We start from the raw sequence: 20930 nt of genomic DNA, 5'->3' as shown, positions 1-20930 counted from the left end.
GACGTTACGCCTTGACAGCCGGTTTAACGATCAGGTCGCTACCGGTTGCTCCCGGAACAGCACCTTTGACCAGCAGCAGGTTGCGCTCAGCGTCAACACGTACTACGTCCAGGCTTTGAACGGTTACACGCTCGTCACCTAAGTGGCCTGCCATTTTCTTGCCTTTGAACACTTTACCTGGAGTCTGGTTCTGACCGATTGAACCATGACCACGGTGTGCCAAAGAGTTACCATGGGTAGCATCCTGGGTACGGAAATTCCAGCGCTTAACAGTGCCAGCATAACCTTTACCTTTTGATGTACCGGTAACGTCAACTTTTTTAACGTCTGCAAAAATATCAACGTTAATTTCTTGACCTGCTGCGAACTCTTCACCTTCATTCAGGCGGAATTCCCACAGGCCGCGGCCAGCTGTAACGCCAGCTTTAGCGAAGTGACCCGCTTCTGGTTTGGTTACACGGTTTGCTTTTTTAGCACCGGTAGTAACCTGTACAGCACGGTATCCGTCGTTAGCCAGATCTTTAACCTGAGTAACACGGTTCGCTTCAATTTCGATAACTGTAACGGGGATAGATACGCCATCTTCAGTAAAGATGCGGGTCATTCCCACTTTACGACCGACTAAACCAATCATTGTTTCAACCTCTCAATCGCTCAATGACCTGATTAACCCAGGCTGATCTGCACGTCAACACCGGCAGCCAGATCCAGACGCATCAGAGCATCAACCGTTTTTTCAGTTGGCTCAACGATGTCAACCAGACGCTTGTGAGTACGAATTTCGTACTGATCGCGCGCATCTTTATTGACGTGCGGAGAGATCAGAACGGTAAAACGCTCTTTGCGGGTCGGCAGCGGGATCGGACCACGAACTTGAGCGCCAGTGCGCTTAGCAGTCTCGACGATTTCCGCAGTTGATTGGTCGATCAAACGGTGATCAAACGCTTTCAGGCGGATACGGATTCTTTGGTTCTGCATGAGACCAGAGCTCCAATTATTTTATAAACGTAAAAAATTACTACTCACACCCATTTCGATTGATGGGGGAGTGTAATCGTTCTTCATGTAACCCCCAGATCGGGAGTATTGTTACTAATCGATTCATACCATATTGGTAAAAACGTCTTAGTAATAAGTTCTTATTTGAACTTATACCGCACCACATAAAAGTGCAGGCCTGAGCATTTTACAGATTTAGGGGCATAGCGCAAGGGCTATCTGGGATTAAATTCAACAATAGCCATTCTGAATGAAGTTTGGCGAATCATTTCTGCTGTTGTTCGTTTGAAATAGAACGCATTACATTTGCCGTATTTCTAAGCAGTTCTTTCGATTCAGGTCTAAATATGATAACTCAGCCAATACTCACTTATTAAAATACCTTACTATTACGCTTCAAATATAATAACGCTGAATGACTATGAAATTGAAAAACCATTTGAGAACTTATCTCTCGCTATCCAATGTTTACTTAAGTCTGATGACAATTGCTGCCTTGGTGATATGCAGTACTCGTTTTAGTTTCTCTTATGTGGGTTTTATCTCCTTTTCTTGTTTTGCATCTATTTTGGGTTGCTTGCTGTTACTTTCGGGTCGGGTCAAGTTGTCATTAAGTATTACCAGTACGCTGATAGTTATTTTGCAACTGCTGAACCAGATAAAAGTTCATTACTATAAAGAGCGGTTATTCTTTTCTGATGTCAGCATTGCTCTCGACCCAACCAACTTCAGCACTTTATTTCATTATCCTCTGGCGTTATTAGGTGTTATTAGCCTTGTTATACTGCTTGTTATTAATATTGTGTTCTATATACGAACACCAAAGATAAGAGCGTCTTATCGTTTGATGTCATTTATTGCAGTTGGCGGATTAGTTACCGGTATTGTTTTTGCCAGCCAGAGCAGAACGAACATCGAGCATTGGCAGGCCTCTCTTCCTAAAGGTAAAGGCACCATTGTTAACTTATTTATGTCAGCTCAACAGATGTATTATCAACCACCTCAATATGACGGTTCAGCAAAGTACTTCTTATCAGCTTCATCATTTAAATACCGACCAGATACAGAAACTAAAAAACCAGATATTGTCGTAATGCTACAAGAATCAACCGTGAACCCTGCGTTTTATCATTTGCCAGATACAACACTACCTGAGTTTGAAATGTTTTCTGCTGATGAGGGTACTCGGGCAACCAGCCTGCTCAGAGTGCAAACATTCGGAGGCGGAACCTGGCTATCCGAATTTTCTCTTCTTACCGGCCTCAATACGGATGACTTTAAATTTCGCAAAAATTCTGTTTTCTATACTGTTGCCCCACACATTAGATCCAGTCTATTTCGGGAACTAAAGCGTAATGGCTATTACACCGTGGTACTAACCCCAATGTATAAGATGAACTATAACGCGGGGCCGACCTACAATCATTTGGGCATTGATTTAATTATTCAGCCGCAAGAGCTGGGCTATCCCGCTGAGCTGGATGATAATTTATGGACTATTCCAACCAAAACTATGTTGGATTATGTGAAGACGTTACTTACCCGGTATACCGATAAACCGATATTCATTTTTGTTCTTACTATGAATGAACATGGTCCTTACGATACCGGACATTCTGATGATTTTGGTATAGAGAAATCAATTAATAATCGTTATGTGGCCGGCGCTTTAAGTCACTATATCAGCAAGCTCAAACAACTAAATAAGGCAACAGAAGAGTTCTCCGAATTCGTCATCCATCGTGAAAAACCAACCATTTTTCTGTATTTCGGCGATCATCAACCTAATATTAGTTGGGATGACGATTATGATGTAAGTTGGTCAAATGAACGCCGCATCACTCAATTCTTTCTAAAAGATAATCTCTCCTCAAAAAACATTGCCAATATTGGAGGCCTGACCGATATTTCATTTTTAGGCGGTATGTTGCTTGAGCGAGCAGGCCTACAAGTATCGCCTTTTTATGAGGCAAATATCCGCATGAGAAATCTCTGCTTAGGGCTCCTTGATGACTGCCCTGATGAACAGTTGGTTAAAAGCTATAAACATTATATCTATCAGGATCTAAAGAATGCGGGAGAATGATTGGAAATAGCGATCGGTTATTAAGCAATTTTAATCATATTCAGACAGCAAAAAGGGTGCCGAAGCACCCTTTTTTTATCGATAAGTAATAATGATTACTTAATGATTTTAGCAACAACACCAGCACCAACAGTACGGCCACCTTCACGGATAGCGAAGCGTAAACCTTCGTCCATCGCGATTGGAGCAATCAGCGTTACTGTCATCTGAATGTTATCACCTGGCATTACCATCTCTACGCCTTCTGGCAGTTCGATAGTACCGGTCACGTCTGTTGTACGGAAGTAGAACTGTGGACGGTAGCCTTTGAAGAATGGAGTGTGACGACCACCTTCATCTTTGCTCAGAATATAAACTTCTGATACGAACTGGGTATGTGGGTTGATAGTACCTGGTTTTGCCAGTACTTGACCACGTTCGATTTCTTCACGCTTAGTACCACGCAGCAGAACACCTACGTTCTCACCCGCACGGCCTTCGTCCAGTAACTTACGGAACATTTCAACGCCGGTACAAGTCGTTTGAGTAGTATCTTTGATACCAACGATTTCTACTGCTTCACCTACTTTAACGATACCGCGCTCTACACGACCAGTTACTACTGTACCACGACCAGAGATAGAGAATACGTCTTCGATTGGCAGCAGGAACGGCTTATCAATTGCACGCTCTGGCTCTGGGATATAAGAATCCAGGGCTTCTGCTAATTCGATGATTTTTGCTTCCCATGCTGCGTCGCCTTCCAGCGCTTTCAGTGCTGAACCACGGATTACCGGAGTATCATCACCTGGGAAATCGTACTGAGACAGAAGCTCACGAACTTCCATTTCAACTAATTCTAACAGTTCTTCGTCATCAACCATGTCACACTTGTTCAGGAACACGATGATGTAAGGAACGCCTACCTGGCGGCCTAACAGGATGTGCTCACGAGTTTGTGGCATTGGGCCGTCAGTTGCAGCTACTACCAGAATAGCGCCGTCCATTTGAGCAGCACCAGTGATCATGTTCTTAACGTAGTCGGCGTGTCCCGGGCAGTCAACGTGTGCATAGTGACGGCTTGGGGTGTCGTATTCTACGTGAGAAGTATTGATGGTGATACCACGTGCTTTTTCTTCTGGTGCGTTATCGATTTGATCGAATGCACGAGCCTGGCCACCGTAAGCTTTTGCTAATACGTTGGTGATAGCTGCTGTCAGAGTAGTTTTACCATGGTCAACGTGGCCGATAGTACCAACGTTAACGTGCGGTTTTGTACGTTCAAATTTTTCTTTAGACACGATTCTCTTCCTTTACACTATCCCCCTCTATCCGAGGGGGACTGGGATATTAATTTATTACCCGTGAGGCTTATTTAGCCTTGCGAGCTTCGATAATTGCTGTAGCAACGTTATTTGGCGCTTCACTGTACTTCAAGAACTCCATAGAGTAAGAAGCACGACCCTGTGTTTGTGAACGCAGGTCTGTAGCATAACCAAACATTTCAGATAGTGGAACTTGAGCACGTACAATTTTACCTGTCGCCAAGTCTTCCATACCTTCGATGATACCACGACGACGGTTTAAGTCACCGATCACATCACCCATGTAGTCTTCTGGAGTTTCTACTTCAACCTTCATGATTGGTTCCAGCAGAATTGGTTTTGCCTTCATGAAGCCTTCTTTAAAGGCGATAGAAGCAGCCAATTTAAACGCCAGTTCTGAGGAGTCGACATCATGGTAAGAACCGTAGTGCAGACGCACTTTGATATCAACAACCGGATAACCAGCCAGAGGACCAGATTTCAGTTGCTCCTGAATACCTTTATCAACCGCAGGGATGAATTCACCAGGAATTACACCACCCTTGATGTCGTTGACGAACTCGTAGCCTGGGCCACCAGCTTCCAACGGAGACATATCGATAATAACGTCACCGTACTGACCACGACCACCAGACTGTTTAGCGTGTTTACCCTGAACGTCTTTAACGGTTTCACGGATAGTTTCACGATAAGCTACCTGAGGTTTACCAATGTTAGCTTCAACGTTGAATTCACGACGCATACGGTCAACTAACACGTCTAAGTGTAGCTCACCCATACCCGCGATAATTGTTTGACCTGATTCTTCATCAGTCTGAACGCGGAATGATGGGTCTTCCTGAGCCAGACGGCCTAAAGCGATACCCATTTTTTCCTGATCAGCTTTAGTTTTTGGCTCAACAGCTACAGAAATTACCGGCTCTGGGAATTCCATACGCTCCAGGATAATTGGCTTAGCCTGGTCGCATAATGTATCACCAGTAGTCACGTCTTTCAGACCGATAGCAGCCGCGATGTCACCAGCGCGAACTTCTTTGATCTCTTCACGTTTGTTAGCGTGCATCTGAACGATACGGCCAAAACGCTCACGTTTGTCTTTTACTGAGTTCAGTACTGTGTCACCAGAGTTAACAACACCGGAGTAAACACGGAAGAACGTCAGGTTACCAACAAATGGGTCGGTAGCGATTTTAAATGCTAACGCAGAGAATGGCTCAGCATCATCAGCGTGACGAGCTGCCGGAGTACCATCATCCAGTTCGCCGTTGATCGCTTCGATATCGGTTGGTGCAGGTAAATATTCAACTACCGCATCCAACATTGCCTGAACGCCTTTGTTCTTAAACGCAGAACCACAGGTAACCAGAATAATTTCATTATTCAGAACACGTTTACGCAGTGCTTCAGTTACTTCTTCTTCAGTCAGCTCTTCGCCGCCTAAATACTTGTCCATCAGTTCTTCAGAAGCTTCAGCTGCTGCTTCAAAGGCATTTTGCTGCCATTTTTTCGCTTCTTCAAGCAAATGAGCTGGAACATCTTCATAGGTAAAAGTAACGCCTTGATCGGCCTCACTCCAGTTGATTGCCTTCATTTTCAGCAGGTCAACGATACCGGTGAAGCTGTCTTCAGCACCAATTGGTAACTGAATAGGAACAGCATTTGCTGCCAGACGCGATTTTAGTTGTTCAACTACGCGCAGGAAGTTAGCTCCCATACGGTCCATTTTGTTAACGAACGCGATACGTGGAACTTTATATTTGTTAGCCTGACGCCAAACGGTTTCAGACTGTGGCTGAACACCACCAACTGCACAGTAAACCATTACTGCACCATCCAGAACACGCATAGAACGTTCTACTTCGATAGTGAAGTCAACGTGTCCCGGGGTATCAATAATATTGATACGGTGTGCTTCGAATTGTTTAGCCATACCAGACCAGAATGCAGTAGTCGCAGCGGAGGTGATAGTAATACCACGCTCTTGCTCCTGTTCCATCCAGTCCATAGTTGCTGAACCTTCGTGAGTTTCACCGATTTTATGGTTTACACCAGTATAAAAAAGGATACGTTCAGTCGTGGTTGTTTTACCGGCATCAATGTGAGCACTGATACCGATGTTGCGATAACGCTCAATAGGGGTTACACGAGCCATTTTATTCCTCGATTACTAGGTCGTTCTTCAGATAACCCATGCGGGTCAACTTAAAAAGCGCCCGCATGATGATTAGCATAACTACCGAAAACAAATTACCAGCGGTAGTGGGCGAACGCCTTGTTGGCTTCAGCCATACGGTGAACGTCTTCACGTTTCTTAACTGCAGTACCTTTGTTTTCTGCAGCATCAGACAGTTCATTCGCTAAGCGTAAAGCCATGGATTTATCACCGCGTTTACGAGCAGCTTCTACAATCCAACGCATGGCAAGTGCGTTACGACGAACCGGACGAACTTCAACCGGTACCTGATATGTAGAACCACCAACACGACGAGACTTAACTTCTACAGTCGGTCTTACGTTGTCCAGGGCAATTTCAAAAGCTTCCAGTTCGTTCTTACCTGAACGCTGAGATAAAGTCTCAAGCGCTGTATAAACGATAGCTTCTGCGGTAGATTTTTTACCATCTACCATTAAAATATTTACAAACTTGGCCAGTAAGTCAGATCCGAACTTAGGATCTGGCAGAATTTTACGTTGACCAATGACGCGACGACGTGGCATGGAAATACTCCGTTGTTAATTCAGGATTGTCCAAAACTCGATGAGTTTATTTTGACATTAAGTTAAAAATGTTTGGCCTTACTTAACGGGTAACCATTAAGCCTTCGACTTCTTCACGCCATACTTGGAACGGGCTTGCTTACGGTCTTTAACACCTGAGCAGTCCAGCGCGCCACGGACGGTGTGATAACGCACACCCGGCAGGTCTTTAACACGACCACCACGGATCAGGATCACGGAGTGCTCCTGCAGGTTGTGGCCTTCACCACCGATATATGAAGAAACTTCAAAACCGTTAGTTAAACGTACACGACAAACTTTACGTAATGCAGAGTTTGGTTTTTTTGGAGTGGTGGTATATACGCGAGTACATACTCCACGTTTCTGCGGGCAAGCTTCCAGCGCAGGAACGTTGCTTTTTGCAACCTTCATTGAGCGCGGTTTGCGTACCAGCTGATTAATTGTTGCCATTAAAAAAAGCTCCTGGTTTTTTTACTTTCGTAAACACGTAATAAATCGATCCCTGAATGCATAGGTACACTGAGGGACGCAAAATTTTATGGCTGAAGAGGGTAACTGTCAAGAAATATACAGTATTGAACAATGAACAAAGAGATGGACTGCTTGATTTATCAGAATATTCACTAAAACAATAATAGACAAATGTCACCAATTTACTTGAGGATAATGGTCAACACTCAGATCTACCAGACCTGAGTAATCAATAATCTCAATGCGATTATCGATAAGTAGCAATAACCCCCTGGCCTCGATGTCTTCCCGAAGGACATAAATATTTATTGGGTTACGCTGAAGCAACTGTGTCAGCCAGCGGCTATCCTTTAGCGCAGCCGTTACACCATCCTGCAATAATACCAGAACATCACTTTGCCCAACGGTATTAATCAGCGCATTCATATCAACTTGATAAGGTGAATGTGGGAGGGTATGTAACACAGTGAATCCTTAAAAAGTTAGCACTACATCATAACCAGATAAATGCTCACGCATTTGCTGCTGATTCAGGCGAGTTGCATCAATAACCAATGCCATATCCGGATTAATTCCGCGTTCAACCATTGAATCAGTACAAATAAAGCATTGCTCAATATCGTATAACGCCAAAACACCAAAGGTGGCGATATAGTTACGCATCAATATCTGATCGGGCTGCTGTTCGGGAAGTAATTGAAGTACACCATCAGAGAGAAAGAACAAGCCGATCTCCTCAGTCAGAGCCGATGTTGCTAAAACAGCATCTAACCCCTCTCTGCCTCCCGAAGAACCGTGAGGAACATGCGTAAAAACAAAGGCTATCTTCTTCATATTCAGCCTGCCTAAAACTGCATGACGCGATCGCACGTCAGCATCGCTTCCGCTAATGAACCCAATCCACTCAGTACAAATCCCGGTTGTAAATTGGCCATCGCCTGTTGGCGCAATACAGCTTCCTGTTCATCCACAACACCACGACGTAATGCCGCTGCAACACAAACATTTAGCACTGTTCCTTGCTGTGCCGCTAATTTTTGCCAGGCCCGGACTAAATCAAACTCATCACTGGCAGGCGAGACCAGCTGGTTAGCATTGCTGATACCTTCCCGATAAAAAAATACACTCTCTAACTTATGACCACCGGCAATCAATGCCTGTGCAAATTGCCAGGCGCTGGTTGCCTGCTGAGTGCCATAAGCCGGGCCGGTAACTACCAGCGTATAACTGAGACTCACCGATCGTTTCCTGAAAAATCACCATTCTTAAACTGGCGAATATACAGATAGACCGTGTGCTTAGAGATGTTCAGACGATCGGCAACCTGATTAATGGAATCTTTAATATCAAAAATCCCTTTTTCATACAGATTGAGTACGATTTGGCGATTTTTGGCATTGTTCGACACATTTCGATCGGCATTCACTTCTTCAATGCTGAATTCCAATGTTTGAGCAACCAAATCGTCAACCGATGAGGCAAAGTTAACATTAGAATGAACATCTTTGGTTTCTGGTGGAATAAAGGTTTGCATAATCTGGGAGAAAGGCACATCCAGATTCATATTAATACACAGTAATCCAATCACCCGATGATCTTTATTACGAATAGCAATCGTCAGGGATTTCATTAATGAACCGCTTTTAGCACGAGTGAAGTAGGCTTTAGAGACACTACTGTCATCATGTGACATAGCGTGTAGCATCCGCAATGCCATATCCGTAATGGGAGAACCAATTTTACGGCCAGTATGCTCGCCATTGGCGATGCGAATGGCAGAACATTTCAAATCTTCCAGCGAATGTAAAACGATTTCACAATGTGAGCCAATCAGCATAGCTAAGCCATCAACGACTGATTCATAAGAACGTAGAATATCGTGGTCTTCGCTGGTAAATGGCTGCTCATCCAACGTCTCATATTCGCCGGATAACGGTGAATCAGACATGATTTTTCTCCAATATATTTTCCATATTGGTCCTCAGACTGAAAAAAACCTGGAGACTCATTCTTTACAAGTGTTGGTTAGTTTAACAAAAACAGCGCCGACATAAGAAATAAAAAAAACCGCAGTGGTATTCTGCGGTTTTTCTTCAGGGCAAAGCGTTATTACTTATCTTTCGCCGGAGCTGCTGCTGGTGCTTCCGCTTTTTCAGACTTAACATCCAGTAATTCAACCTGGAATACTAATGTAGAATTAATTGGAATACCCGGAACAACGTTTTCACCGTAGGCTAAAGATGGTGGAATAACCATGGTCATTTTTCCACCTTTCTTCAGGAATTTTAATCCTTCAGTCCAGCCAGGGATCACGCTATCCAGACGGAAAGTCGCGGGTTGACCACGAGTATAAGAGTTATCAAACTCGGTACCATCAATCAATGTACCTTTATAGTTCACCACAACAGAATCGCTGTCACCTGGTGCACTACCGGTACCTGCTGTTTCTACTTTATATAACAGGCCTGATGCGGTTTTCTTCACGCCCTCTTCTTTAGCGAAAGTATCACGATAAGCAGCACCTTTTTCTTCGTTCACTTTGCCATCAGCCAGCATTTTAGCATGTGCTTTTTCTTTCACACGGGCTTCAAAAGTTTGTAAGGTTTGCTCAATTTCAGCATCGGTTAATTTACTTTTGCTTTCAAAAGCATCTTTAAAACCAGCCTGGATTTGGGAGCGATCTAACACCACACCTAACTTATCCTGATCCTTCAGAGAGTTAGTCATATAACCACCCAGAGAAGCACCTAACGCGTAAGCCGCCTTCTGGTCTTCGCTGTCAAACTTAGCCGGCGCGGCGCTTTTTGGTGCAGTGGTTGCTGCAGTGTTGGCCATTGCCCCGGTAGCGAAAGCCATTGCGGTCGCTAACAGCGTTACTTTAAATAATGATTTCATCTACATCTCCGGTGATAGGACATATGTTGTTATGCGATAAAACAGAATTCGAATTCTATACCATACAGGCTAATTCTAAACAGACGCAAGAATATCAAATTATCTTATTACCCAAAAAGAATAGCCCATTATGCTAATTACTCATCTTCGACAACATAAATTAAAATGGTTCGCTGAAATTAAGAAATCTCTTTATCAGCGAACCATAAATCATTATGTAGCTCAGATAAATAACTGGTGTCAGCCTTTTGACTAAATCACCAGTGACTATTTCGCTTTAGCTGGATTAACCTGCAATACTTTAATACTAAAGATCAACGTAGCATTTGGTGGAATCCCTGGTAAAGCGCCTTTAGCACCATACCCTTGCTCAGGTGGTACCACTAATTTAATTTCACCGCCTCTGCCTGCCAGTTTAATACCGCTGCGCAAGGCGGGAATAACATCGGCTACTTTTAAAGTAATTGGTGAGGCCGTTTTTTCAAACACAGTACCATTTACCCGCATACCTTGCAGTTCAACAACAACGATATCTTTGTCAGCAATCGCTGCACCAGTACCTTTTTTCTCAACTAAATAGAGCAATCCGGTTTTACTTTTCTTCACACCATCCATTTTGGCGAATTCAGCCTGATATGCATCACCCATTTCACGTTCCCGTGCGGCTTCCTGCTCCATCTTGGCTTTATTCAGCGTGTTCACCTGATCGTCAAATGCAGCCATGGTTTTTTTAACCATCGCTTCATCCATTTTTATATCACCAGCAAAGGTATCAACAATTCCTGCCAGCACGATATTTGGATCCAGGGTAATGTGCAGTTTCTTTTGCTGAGCCATATTTTCCTGCAGGTAACGAGCCAGCGTTACACCACTGGCATAGGCGCGTTTTTGTTCTTCACTGTTCAGGGAAAATTTTACTGATGATAATGGCGTGGTTTCCAGCTCTGTGACCACAGGAACTGGCTCTTTCTTTGGCTCTACGGTTGAAGCTACTTCACTGACCGCAGATACAGGTGCAGCATCTGTAGGTGCCGTTTCAGTCGTTGCGGCTTTCTCTGTCACAGTAGAAGCAGCATCAACCGCAGCAGGGGTTTCACTAGCTACCGGCGCTGTTTCTGCAACAGGTGTAGAATTTGTCGCCGCAGGCTCAGTGACAGCTTGCTGCGTATTCGTCTTTGGGTCTGAAACATTATCCTTAGCAGGTTCTGCTGAAGATGGTTGGCTGTTCTTCTGTTCTTCTGCTGTAACAGGCGTCGCATCAACCGGTTGTTCAGCCTTTGCTGCTTCAGGTTGAGATGGCGCTGCCGTTGTTGCTGGTTGAACAACCGTAGCACTTTGTTCAACCTGAGGTTCTGGCGCAGCAGGGTTAGCGGAAACAGTAAAAACAGGCAGCGTTAATAGCAACGCTCCAATTGCATATGAAGGCTTATTTAAAAAAGACATCAATATATTCCTTGTGTTTCATTGTAGAATAGAGCCATTAACGGTCAACATCTCCTGCCGGTTGTATTACTGGCAAGCACACAGATATTTATGCGCATCTTACAAATTTCTGCGCTGATTTAATATCACATTCATAGTACGAGACTCATCATGATTCACCGGAGAAAATATGCAACACCTAAACTCTGACAGCCTGTTACAACGACTGGAACTGCTGGAAAGTCGTCTGGCTTTCCAGGAGGTGACGATTGAAGATCTCAATCAGGCAGTCATTCAGCATCAACTTGAAATTGCTAAACTTCAGGAGCAATTAAGGTTGCTGACCGATAAGCTGAAAGCCTCCCAACCATCCATGATTGCGTCACAGTCAGAAGAGGTACCACCTCCCCATTACTGATGTTTCATCAAAACTATAGCGGTAGTTCAGTCAAAAAATAAAATGGCAGCTTTAATTAAGCTGCCATTTTTTCACTTCTTAAATAATGATTAGTGGCTGCAGCCACAACCACCGTGGCCTTTACCATGACCACCACAGCCGCCTTCACCATGTTCGTGATCATGGTCGTGACCGCCGCCGCCACAGCAACCGCCGCCATCACCGTGACCATGACCGCCACAGCAGCCACCTTCACCATGTTCGTGATCGTGCTCACCGTGAACATGGCCATGAGCCAGCTCTTCCGGTGTTGCTTCGCGGATAGCAACAACTTCAACATTAAAGTTGAGGTTTTGGCCTGCCAGCATGTGGTTGCCGTCAACCACTACGTGGTCATCTTCTACTTCGGTGATTTCAACTGGCACAGGACCTTGATCGGTATCAGCCAGGAAACGCATACCTACCTGAAGCTCGTCAACACCCATAAATACATCTTTAGGTACGCGCTGAACCAAGACTTCATCATAGTTACCATAAGCTTCGTTCGCCGGTACAAACACGTCAAAACGATCGCCTACGTTATGATCTTCTAATGCTTTTTCTAAACCTGCGATCAGAGAACCATGTCCATGCAGATAATCTAACGGTGCGCTCACCGGAGACTCATCAACTAATACACCGTCTTCTGTACGAACCTGATAGGCCAGGCTGACCACTAGGTCTTTTGCTACTTTCATGATTTCTCCTACCGTTGATACTTAATTTCCGCTGATTGTAGCTGAAATCAACGGCGCTGTACTCACTGAGATAAAAATTTAGGCAACTTTATATTACTAAGTATGATGAAAGTCGACTATTTGATTGAGATTCTGTGGCTTCTCCAGCCTCTCTTTTTTGGGCTAATCTTTCTCTTCGTGTCGTGCCTCTTGCACTTCATCATCCAGATCCCAGGCGTCAGATAGCTTACTGTCATGCTGAATTTCTCGCTGGAACAGATTTTCCAGTTCACGTCGCGCCTCTGCTACCCGTGATACCTGCTGAACCTCACCCTGTCGACCAGGTACCAGCTCACGTAACATATTTTCATCCAGACGCTTGAAGTACTGTTGGGCACGATAGGCCTGATGAGGATGCATCCCCAAATCAATGAGTGCTTTACGTCCCAAATCGAGGGCGCTGGAAAAAGTTTCCCGGGAGAATAATTCAACACCAGCGCTCAGTAATTCATGAGCCTCAACCCGGCCTCTGGCACGAGCCAGAATCGATAAATTAGGAAAATATTGCTGACACAGACGAACTACCGTCATCGTCTCTTCCGGTAAATCACTGGCAATAATAATGGCTTTGGCTTTTTCCGCACCGGCAGCCCGTAGCAACTCAAGTTCAGTCGCATCACCGTAATAAACTTTATAACCATAACTACGCAAGATACTCACCTGACTGACATCCCGCTCCAATACGGTCAGGCGGATTTCATTTGCCATCAGTAAGCGCCCAACCACCTGACCGAAGCGACCAAATCCAACCACGATTACCTGAGGTTCATCGTCTTCGACATCAGATGCTTGTGTGGGTTCATCTCCGGGGTTATAACGGCGCGCTAATATCTTATCGACCAGTTGCATTAATATCGGCGTGGTCATCATAGAAATGGTCACCACCACTAACAGCATCGCTATCTGTTCTGAATCAAAAATATTCTGAGACTTCGCTGCAGCAAACAACACAAAGGCAAACTCGCCCCCCTGACTGAGTACCGCTGAAAATTGTAATCGCTCTGAACGGTTAATTCGGAAGAAACGGGCTAACCCATACAGTACGACGCTTTTAACCAATAGCAAAACGCATACGCCAACTAAAACCTGTAGGATATGCGAGTAGAAAACACCTAAATTGAGAACCATCCCCACCGAAATAAAGAATAACCCCAGCAACAACCCCTTAAATGGTTCAATAGCCACTTCAAGTTCATGCTGATACTCGCTTTCAGCCAGCAGTACACCCGCCAGAAAAGTGCCCAAAGCCATCGAAAAACCGATTTGCTGCATAAGCACCGCGGCACCTAATACCACCAGCAGTGCTGTGGCGGTAAACACTTCCCGAACGCCTGAAGCTGCAACATAGCGAAAAATAGGACGCAATAAATAACGACAGCCCAGAACTAAAATGGCCAAACCAACCACTTTACTGAGAACAGTAAACCAATCCGCTCCCGTCCCCCCCGTTCCCGCTAAGATCGGCACCAGCGCCAGTGCAGGAACAACGGCCATATCCTGAAATAGCAACACGGCAAAGCCAGACTGCCCACCGTCGCCGCGCATCCCCTTTTCTTTCATCAACTGAAGCGCCATTGCGGTAGACGACATGGATAGCCCAATGGCACCAATAATCGCAGCAGACAGACCAAATCCCGCCCAATAAAGCACTCCGCAAAGAATTGCGCTGGTAATCAGCACCTGAGCCGTTCCCAGACCAAAAATGGGCTTTCTCATTTTCCATAACTTGGCCGGGTTCAATTCCAGACCAATAACAAACAGCAGCAGAACTACGCCCATTTCAGAAAAATGAAGGATCTCATCGACATCATTTATCAGCCGGAATCCCCAAGGGCCAATAGCAATACCGGCTACTAAATAACCCAGTACCGCGCCAATACCTATACGTTTCGCCAAAGGAACCGCCAAAACGGCCACAGAGAGGAAAACTAAAACAGCGATAAGTTGGGGTGAAGTATCCATTATTCGCTATCCTCATCTGCGGACACACTAAGCCATTCGGCATATTTCAGCGCATGCTGCTGCAATTCATCTTCTTCCAATCGGCGAGCTCGATAAATAATCATTGGTTCAATCCACTCCATTCCACAGGCTTTAGCCATAATTTTGAACGGCAGCAGAATATCGTCAAAGGTATAGCCCACAGAGCCTCCGGGCTGATAGTTACTTTCAGTAGCGCCCGCGGTAACCACCAGCCGAAAACGTTTACCAGAAAGCTCATTAGCCCCAATACTGCCTGCAAACTGCAAATTTAATACCCGATCAATCCACTCTTTCATTAATGCCGGGCAGCTATAGGTATGGATAGGGAACTGAAAAATAATGACCTCGTGATCTCTTAATAGTTGATGTTCACGATGAGCATTAATAAAAAAATCAGGATAGTAAGCATACAAATCACGGACTGTGACGTTATCCAAATTGCGGATAACCTTTAATAACGCCTTATTGGCAACCGAGCGCTTGGGCTCCGGATGAGCAAACAAGACGAGGGCTTTTGGCAAGTGCGACATTTTCGCTTCCCCTAAACATCGTCATCACTGACATTTTCCGCTACCATGCATGGCTTATAAATTACTGGTGTGAATCAATGGTGGTTTTATACAACCGTCGCACTCTGTAAGTTTAGCCAGTAAATTGAAATATTGAACAATAATAATATTAAAAAAGAGACTGTTACGAATAACCAGACTCTCGATTGTCAATATGGCTAAGTGCTTTACTTTTAAACAATAATATTAAAAATAGTGTAGCGGCTGCTGTTGTACTCCTCTCACTGTTTTCTATCAATAGTTTCATGCCGTACTTATTTTTAACGTCGGATATTCACTGTTGATAACCCAGCGACTAATAACTTGATATGTGACCCTATGATTGTTTTTTCTTCATTACAGATTCGACGTGGCGTTAACGTTTTGCTTGATAACGCAACAGCAACCATCAACCCCGGGCAAAAAGTGGGATTAGTGGGTAAAAACGGCTGTGGAAAATCAACGCTGCTTTCGCTATTAAAAGGTGAGCTATCGGCAGACGGCGGCAACGCCACCTTCCCTGCCAGTTGGGCTTTATCATGGGTCAATCAGGAAACACCCGCACTCGATATTCCCGCCGTCGAGTATGTTATTGATGGCGATCGGGAGTACCGCCGACTTGAACGTGCACTCGCTGAAGCCAATGAAAAAAATGACGGCAACGAAATCGCTTCACTGCACGGCAAACTGGATGCCATACAGGCATGGACTATCTATCCTCGTGCCTCCAGCCTTCTACACGGTTTAGGTTTCTCTCAGGAGCAGTTACAACAACCAGTCAGCGCCTTTTCCGGTGGTTGGCGCATGCGTCTGAACCTGGCTCAGGCTCTGCTTTGCCGTTCCGACTTACTGCTGCTTGACGAACCAACCAACCACCTCGATTTAGATGCGGTAATCTGGCTGGAGAAATGGCTGAAAAGCTACGAGGGTACACTCATCCTGATCTCCCACGATCGAGATTTTCTTGATCCTATCGTGGACAAAATTCTGCATATCGAGCAGCAACAACTGTTTGAATATACCGGTAACTACTCCTCCTTTGAGCGCCAGCGCGCCACTAAACTGTCGCAACAGCAGGCTTTATATCAAAGCCAGCAGGAGAAGGTTGCTCATCTGCAGAGCTATATCGATCGCTTTAAAGCTCAGGCAACCAAAGCCAAACAGGCACAAAGCCGAATTAAAATGTTAGAGCGCATGGAGCTGATAGCCCCTGCGCATGTTGATAACCCTTTCAGCTTTAGTTTTCGTCAGCCAGAAAGCCTGCCAAATCCGCTGTTGAGAATGGAAAAAGTCAGCGCGGGTTACGGCGATAAAACCATTTTACAATCCATCAAGCTGAATCTGGTTCCTGGTTCACGTATTGGTTTACTGGGGCGAAACGGTGCCGGTAAATCTACGTTAATCAAATTATTGGCGGGGGAATTAGCACCTCAACAGGGAGAGATTGGTTTAGCTAAGGGCATCAAACTGGGTTACTTTGCCCAGCATCAATTGGAAACCCTTCGCCCTGATGAATCGCCATTGCAGCACCTTAGTCGTCTGGCGCCGCAGGAATATGAACAACCGTTACGGGATTATCTGGGAGGCTTCGGCTTTCGTGGTGATAAAGTCAGCGAAAATACCGAGCGTTTCTCCGGTGGAGAAAAGGCCCGGCTGGTGCTGGCATTAATTGTCTGGTTGCGCCCGAATTTGCTACTGCTCGACGAACCAACTAACCATCTCGATCTGGATATGCGTCAGGCTCTGACGGAAGCACTCATTGATTTTGACGGCGCTCTGGTGGTTGTTTCCCACGATCGTCATTTACTGCGTTCCACTACCGATGAGCTCTATTTAGTTCATGACAAAAAAGTAGAGCCTTTCGATGGTGATTTAGAAGATTATCAGCAGTGGTTAGTCGAGCTGCAAAAGCAAGAAATGCAACCGGAAGCGAATGATAAAGAGCCAACCGCAAATAGCGCTCAGGCACGTAAAGATCAGAAACGCCGGGAAGCAGACTTCCGTGCCCAAACTCAACCCATTCGTAAAAAGATCGATAAGCTGGATATTGAGCTAAACAAGCTGGCAAAACAGTTAAGTGATATTGAACTGGCTCTGTCGGATACTGCGATTTATGAGGCAGATAAAAAAGCCGAACTCACTAAACTGCTGCAACAGCAGGTTAGCGTGAAATCAGCTCAGGAAGAGACTGAAATGAGCTGGCTGGAACTGCAAGAGCAATTGGAAGAGATGACTGCCAGTTTTAATCAGGGGAATGATTAACGTTGAATAACAGAGGCGATGATGATCATCGCCTCTGCTAATAATATTTTGCTTTCACTACAACCAGATAAGCACCACACAGCCCGCCGTCAGAATACCCATGGTGATATTAAAAATCGCCCATGATTTACGACTTTGTAACAAACGGCCAATGGCGGAGCCAAAGCCCATCCAGATAAATCCGGCCACCAGATTAACTATAAACATGGCAACACTAATGGCAATCACCGATGCGCTATACATATCCCCTGCCAGGCTGTAGCTGGCTATCGAGCCGATGCCCATTAACCAGGCTTTAGGATTCAGCGCCTGTAGCAGTAACCCCTGATATAACCGAACCGGCTGCGCGGTTCCTTTTTCTGTCTCCAGCTTTTCATAGCGGGAAGTCGCAATTTTCCACGCCAGCCAAATCAGATAGAGGCTACCCGCAATTTTTAGTGCCAGATGCAGAGAAGGATAAGCGGTTACTAACGTACCCACCCCCATAGCAACCAGCAGTAGCAACAATTGCATGCCGATCATGATGCCAAACATCAATGGTAAGGAACGGGTAAAACCAAAATTGGCGGTCGAAGAGGTGAGTAACATATTATTTGGCCCCGGTGTAACCGCCGCTATCCATAAAAACATCGACATAGAAAGAAACCAGCCTAACTCCATTCTGTAGAACCCTTTACCAGTGAGAGATGTTTAATCATTCCATTCAAGCTAGCAGTGTGATATTGATCGCACAAGTCCCCAAGAGTGAAAATAATTTTGTTATGGATGCACAATTTCGGCCTATACCGGGCACCGCTAACCCACACATACAAACTCTGCTACCCCGAATTATTCGCAGAAAGATTAGCCTGAAGCCTGTGTGGCAGCGCCTGGAACTTCCGGACGGTGATTTTATCGATATCGCCTGGAGTGAAGACCCTCATCAGGCTAAACATAAGCCCCGACTGGTGTTATTTCGCGGTTTGGAAGGTAATTTTTACAGCCCTTATGCCCATGGTTTGCTGGCAGTTTGCCGTCAAAATGGCTGGCTGGGAGCCGTTATGCATTTTCGCGGCTGTAGTGGTGAGCCCAACCGTAGCCCTCGCGCTTATCATTCCGGCGAAACCAACGATACGCGTTTTTTTCTCAACTGGTTGCAGGATACGCTGGGAGAAGCCCCTACCGCAGCCGTAGGCTACTCGCTGGGTGGCAATATGTTAGGCTGCTATCTGGCCGAAGAAGGCGATCATGTTCCTCTTCAAGCGGCTGTGATCGTCTCTGCTCCGCTGATGCTCGACCCTTGTTCCCGTCGTCTGGAACAAGGCTTATCGAGAGTTTATCACCGCTATCTGCTCGGCCTGCTAAAACAGAGTACCAAACGTAAACTTATCCGTTACCCCGGCATTATGCCGTTACCTGGTTTATCACTAAAAAATATTCGTTCGATCCGTGAGTTTGATGATGCCCTCACTGCACCATTACATGGATTTAAAGACTCTACCGATTATTATCAAAAATGCAGTGCTTTGCCGGTATTACATCAGGTAAGAATTCCTTTGCTGATTATTCACGCCAAAGACGATCCTTTTATGGCACCCGATGTGATCCCAGCGAAAAACAGTCTGCCTGAAAATATTGAATACCAATTAACGGAACATGGTGGCCACGTTGGCTTTGTCAGCGGCACATGGAAAAAGCCACAGATGTGGTTGGAGCATCGTATCCCTGAATGGTTAACCGGTTATCTGGAGAAAAACAAATGATGATCCCATGGCAGCAGGTGGCTCCCGAAACTCTGGAAAGTATTATCGAATCCTTTGTTCTGCGAGAAGGCACCGATTACGGGGAACATGAGAAATCGTTGCAGCAGAAAGTGGACGACGTTAAGCGTCAGCTAAAAAGTGGTCAGGTGGTCTTGGTCTGGTCAGAATTGCATGAAACCATCAATATTATGCCCAAAGACAAGTTCAGTGATGATATGGAAGAGCAGCCTTATCCTGAGTACTGATTCATCTGAATAAATTTTGTGACAGCCCTGCCCCAATCCGACTATGCTCTGGTAATAACAACGAAAACTAAGGAATCAGGTTAATGTCAGCAAAACATCCGATCATTGCAGTTACCGGTTCCAGCGGAGCCGGTACCACTACCACCAGTCTGGCCTTCAGGAAAATTTTTCAGCAGTTAAATTTAAGTGCGGCACGCATTGATGGTGATGCTTACCATCGCTATACCCGGCCAGAAATGGATGCAGAAATTCGAAAAGCCAGAGAACAAGGGCGCCATATCAGTTACTTTGGCCCCGAAGCTAACGACTTCGCTCTGCTGGAGAACAGTTTTATTGAATATGGGAAAACCGGAAACGGACGTACACGTAAGTACTTGCATACTTATGATGAAGCGGTTCCTTATAATCAAACACCCGGTACTTTTACCCCCTGGCAACCCTTAGCTGAAACCACAGACCTGTTGTTTTATGAAGGACTACACGGTGGTATCGTTACTGCTAAACATAATGTTGCCCAGCATGTCGATTTACTGGTTGGGGTTGTTCCTATCGTTAACCTGGAGTGGATACAAAAGCTCATTCGCGACACGGTAGAGCGGGAACACTCCCGGGAAGCCGTACTGGACTCCGTTGTCCGCTCCATGGATGATTACATCAATTACATCACCCCACAGTTCTCCCGAACTCATATCAACTTCCAGCGAGTCCCCACCGTTGATACCTCTGACCCTTTTTCTGCGAAGAGTATTCCAACTATGGATGAAAGCCTGGTAGTTATTCATTTCAGGGGGCTGACAGGCATTGATTTTCCCTATTTACTGGTCATGCTACAGGGCTCGTTTATCTCTCAAACAAACACCCTGGTGATTCCGGGAGGCAAATTGGGGCTGGCGATGGAGTTAATTATCACACCATTAATACAGCAACTATTAGAAGGCAGAATATTAGAATAGGAAAATGAGGGTAAAACAGGCGAATAACCCGAATCAGAGCCGCTTAACCCTCATTTTAGTAAGACAACACGAGACTCTTGGCTCAACCTGTGTTAAAACCATAGTGTG

General features: G+C 45.3%; 22 protein-coding genes. 6 read left to right on the top strand and 16 right to left on the bottom strand.

Going from position 1 to position 20930, the window contains the following annotated elements; translation table 11 throughout:
- Positions 1-4: 4 nt before the first annotated feature.
- Positions 5-634 (bottom strand): 50S ribosomal protein L3, encoded by a 630-nt coding sequence (gene rplC / locus I2494_RS10370; protein WP_130593146.1) that lies wholly within the window; start codon positions 632-634, stop codon positions 5-7.
- 32 nt (positions 635-666) lie between these two features.
- Complete coding sequence (gene rpsJ, locus I2494_RS10365) at positions 667-978, bottom strand: 30S ribosomal protein S10 (RefSeq protein ID WP_001181005.1); 312 nt, start codon at positions 976-978, stop codon at positions 667-669.
- A gap of 442 nt (positions 979-1420) precedes the next feature.
- Here rpsJ and I2494_RS10360 point away from each other — a divergent pair, with 442 nt between their 5' ends.
- On the top strand, positions 1421-3085 hold the full coding sequence (locus I2494_RS10360; RefSeq protein WP_218466762.1) for an LTA synthase family protein: 1665 nt from the start codon (positions 1421-1423) through the stop codon (positions 3083-3085).
- A gap of 95 nt (positions 3086-3180) precedes the next feature.
- On the opposite strand, the gene tuf is transcribed toward I2494_RS10360, so the two are convergent.
- The 10 genes from tuf to I2494_RS10310 form a co-directional block, all read right to left on the bottom strand.
- Positions 3181-4365, bottom strand: a complete 1185-nt coding sequence (gene tuf / locus I2494_RS10355; protein ID WP_218466761.1) for an elongation factor Tu — start codon at positions 4363-4365, stop codon at positions 3181-3183.
- A gap of 70 nt (positions 4366-4435) precedes the next feature.
- Entirely contained in the window at positions 4436-6541 is a 2106-nt protein-coding gene (fusA, locus tag I2494_RS10350) for an elongation factor G (RefSeq protein ID WP_218466760.1), read from the bottom strand.
- Between the two features lie 95 nt (positions 6542-6636).
- Positions 6637-7107 (bottom strand): 30S ribosomal protein S7, encoded by a 471-nt coding sequence (gene rpsG, locus I2494_RS10345; protein ID WP_108900587.1) that lies wholly within the window; start codon positions 7105-7107, stop codon positions 6637-6639.
- Positions 7108-7203: 96 nt separating this feature from the next.
- Positions 7204-7578 carry a 30S ribosomal protein S12 gene (gene rpsL / locus I2494_RS10340; RefSeq protein WP_218466759.1) on the bottom strand — a complete coding sequence of 125 codons (375 nt, stop codon included), beginning with the start codon at positions 7576-7578 and terminating at the stop codon, positions 7204-7206.
- Positions 7579-7773: 195 nt separating this feature from the next.
- Positions 7774-8064 carry a sulfurtransferase complex subunit TusB gene (tusB, locus tag I2494_RS10335; RefSeq protein WP_218466758.1) on the bottom strand — a complete coding sequence of 97 codons (291 nt, stop codon included), beginning with the start codon at positions 8062-8064 and terminating at the stop codon, positions 7774-7776.
- Between the two features lie 9 nt (positions 8065-8073).
- Positions 8074-8439: a sulfurtransferase complex subunit TusC gene (gene tusC / locus I2494_RS10330; protein WP_407657898.1), complete on the bottom strand. Its 366-nt coding sequence runs from the start codon at positions 8437-8439 to the stop codon at positions 8074-8076.
- A gap of 5 nt (positions 8440-8444) precedes the next feature.
- Positions 8445-8819, bottom strand: a complete 375-nt coding sequence (gene tusD, locus I2494_RS10325; RefSeq protein WP_267081275.1) for a sulfurtransferase complex subunit TusD — start codon at positions 8817-8819, stop codon at positions 8445-8447.
- Between the two features lie 14 nt (positions 8820-8833).
- Positions 8834-9547 (bottom strand): helix-turn-helix transcriptional regulator, encoded by a 714-nt coding sequence (locus tag I2494_RS10320; protein ID WP_218466755.1) that lies wholly within the window; start codon positions 9545-9547, stop codon positions 8834-8836.
- Positions 9548-9708: 161 nt separating this feature from the next.
- Positions 9709-10494: an FKBP-type peptidyl-prolyl cis-trans isomerase gene (fkpA, locus tag I2494_RS10315; RefSeq protein WP_218466754.1), complete on the bottom strand. Its 786-nt coding sequence runs from the start codon at positions 10492-10494 to the stop codon at positions 9709-9711.
- Positions 10495-10761: 267 nt separating this feature from the next.
- Positions 10762-11937 (bottom strand): FKBP-type peptidyl-prolyl cis-trans isomerase, encoded by a 1176-nt coding sequence (locus I2494_RS10310; RefSeq protein ID WP_218466753.1) that lies wholly within the window; start codon positions 11935-11937, stop codon positions 10762-10764.
- A 169-nt stretch (positions 11938-12106) separates the two neighbouring features.
- Between I2494_RS10310 and I2494_RS10305 the strand changes: the two genes are divergently transcribed.
- Complete coding sequence (locus I2494_RS10305; RefSeq protein WP_218466752.1) at positions 12107-12334, top strand: protein SlyX; 228 nt, start codon at positions 12107-12109, stop codon at positions 12332-12334.
- 89 nt (positions 12335-12423) lie between these two features.
- Here the strand turns inward: I2494_RS10305 and slyD are convergent, their stop codons facing one another.
- The 3 genes from slyD to kefG form a co-directional block, all read right to left on the bottom strand.
- Entirely contained in the window at positions 12424-13050 is a 627-nt protein-coding gene (gene slyD, locus I2494_RS10300; protein WP_130593157.1) for a peptidylprolyl isomerase, read from the bottom strand.
- Between the two features lie 162 nt (positions 13051-13212).
- A complete protein-coding gene (gene kefB / locus I2494_RS10295) occupies positions 13213-15051 on the bottom strand; it encodes a glutathione-regulated potassium-efflux system protein KefB (protein WP_218466751.1) in 1839 nt (612 codons plus the stop codon).
- Positions 15051-15602, bottom strand: a complete 552-nt coding sequence (gene kefG, locus I2494_RS10290; protein WP_218466750.1) for a glutathione-regulated potassium-efflux system ancillary protein KefG — start codon at positions 15600-15602, stop codon at positions 15051-15053. The genes kefB and kefG overlap by 1 nt, the downstream gene beginning before the upstream one ends.
- Before the next feature lie 357 nt (positions 15603-15959).
- Between kefG and I2494_RS10285 the strand changes: the two genes are divergently transcribed.
- A complete protein-coding gene (locus I2494_RS10285) occupies positions 15960-17882 on the top strand; it encodes an ABC transporter ATP-binding protein (protein ID WP_218466749.1) in 1923 nt (640 codons plus the stop codon).
- A gap of 57 nt (positions 17883-17939) precedes the next feature.
- Here the strand turns inward: I2494_RS10285 and I2494_RS10280 are convergent, their stop codons facing one another.
- Positions 17940-18542 (bottom strand): LysE family translocator, encoded by a 603-nt coding sequence (locus tag I2494_RS10280; RefSeq protein WP_218466748.1) that lies wholly within the window; start codon positions 18540-18542, stop codon positions 17940-17942.
- A gap of 101 nt (positions 18543-18643) precedes the next feature.
- On the opposite strand from I2494_RS10280, the gene I2494_RS10275 reads away from it, so the two are divergent.
- The 3 genes from I2494_RS10275 to I2494_RS10265 all read left to right on the top strand — a co-directional run bounded on the left by I2494_RS10275 (position 18644) and on the right by I2494_RS10265 (position 20822).
- Entirely contained in the window at positions 18644-19624 is a 981-nt protein-coding gene (locus I2494_RS10275; protein WP_218466747.1) for a hydrolase, read from the top strand.
- Positions 19621-19869: a YheU family protein gene (locus I2494_RS10270; RefSeq protein WP_218466746.1), complete on the top strand. Its 249-nt coding sequence runs from the start codon at positions 19621-19623 to the stop codon at positions 19867-19869. The genes I2494_RS10275 and I2494_RS10270 overlap by 4 nt, the downstream gene beginning before the upstream one ends.
- Before the next feature lie 83 nt (positions 19870-19952).
- Complete coding sequence (locus tag I2494_RS10265) at positions 19953-20822, top strand: phosphoribulokinase (protein WP_218466745.1); 870 nt, start codon at positions 19953-19955, stop codon at positions 20820-20822.
- Positions 20823-20930: the final 108 nt, after the last annotated feature.

Source organism: Limnobaculum allomyrinae, assembly GCF_016649425.1.
Taxonomy (GTDB): domain Bacteria; phylum Pseudomonadota; class Gammaproteobacteria; order Enterobacterales; family Enterobacteriaceae; genus Limnobaculum; species Limnobaculum allomyrinae.
This window is presented reverse-complemented; position numbering and strand designations above follow the sequence as displayed.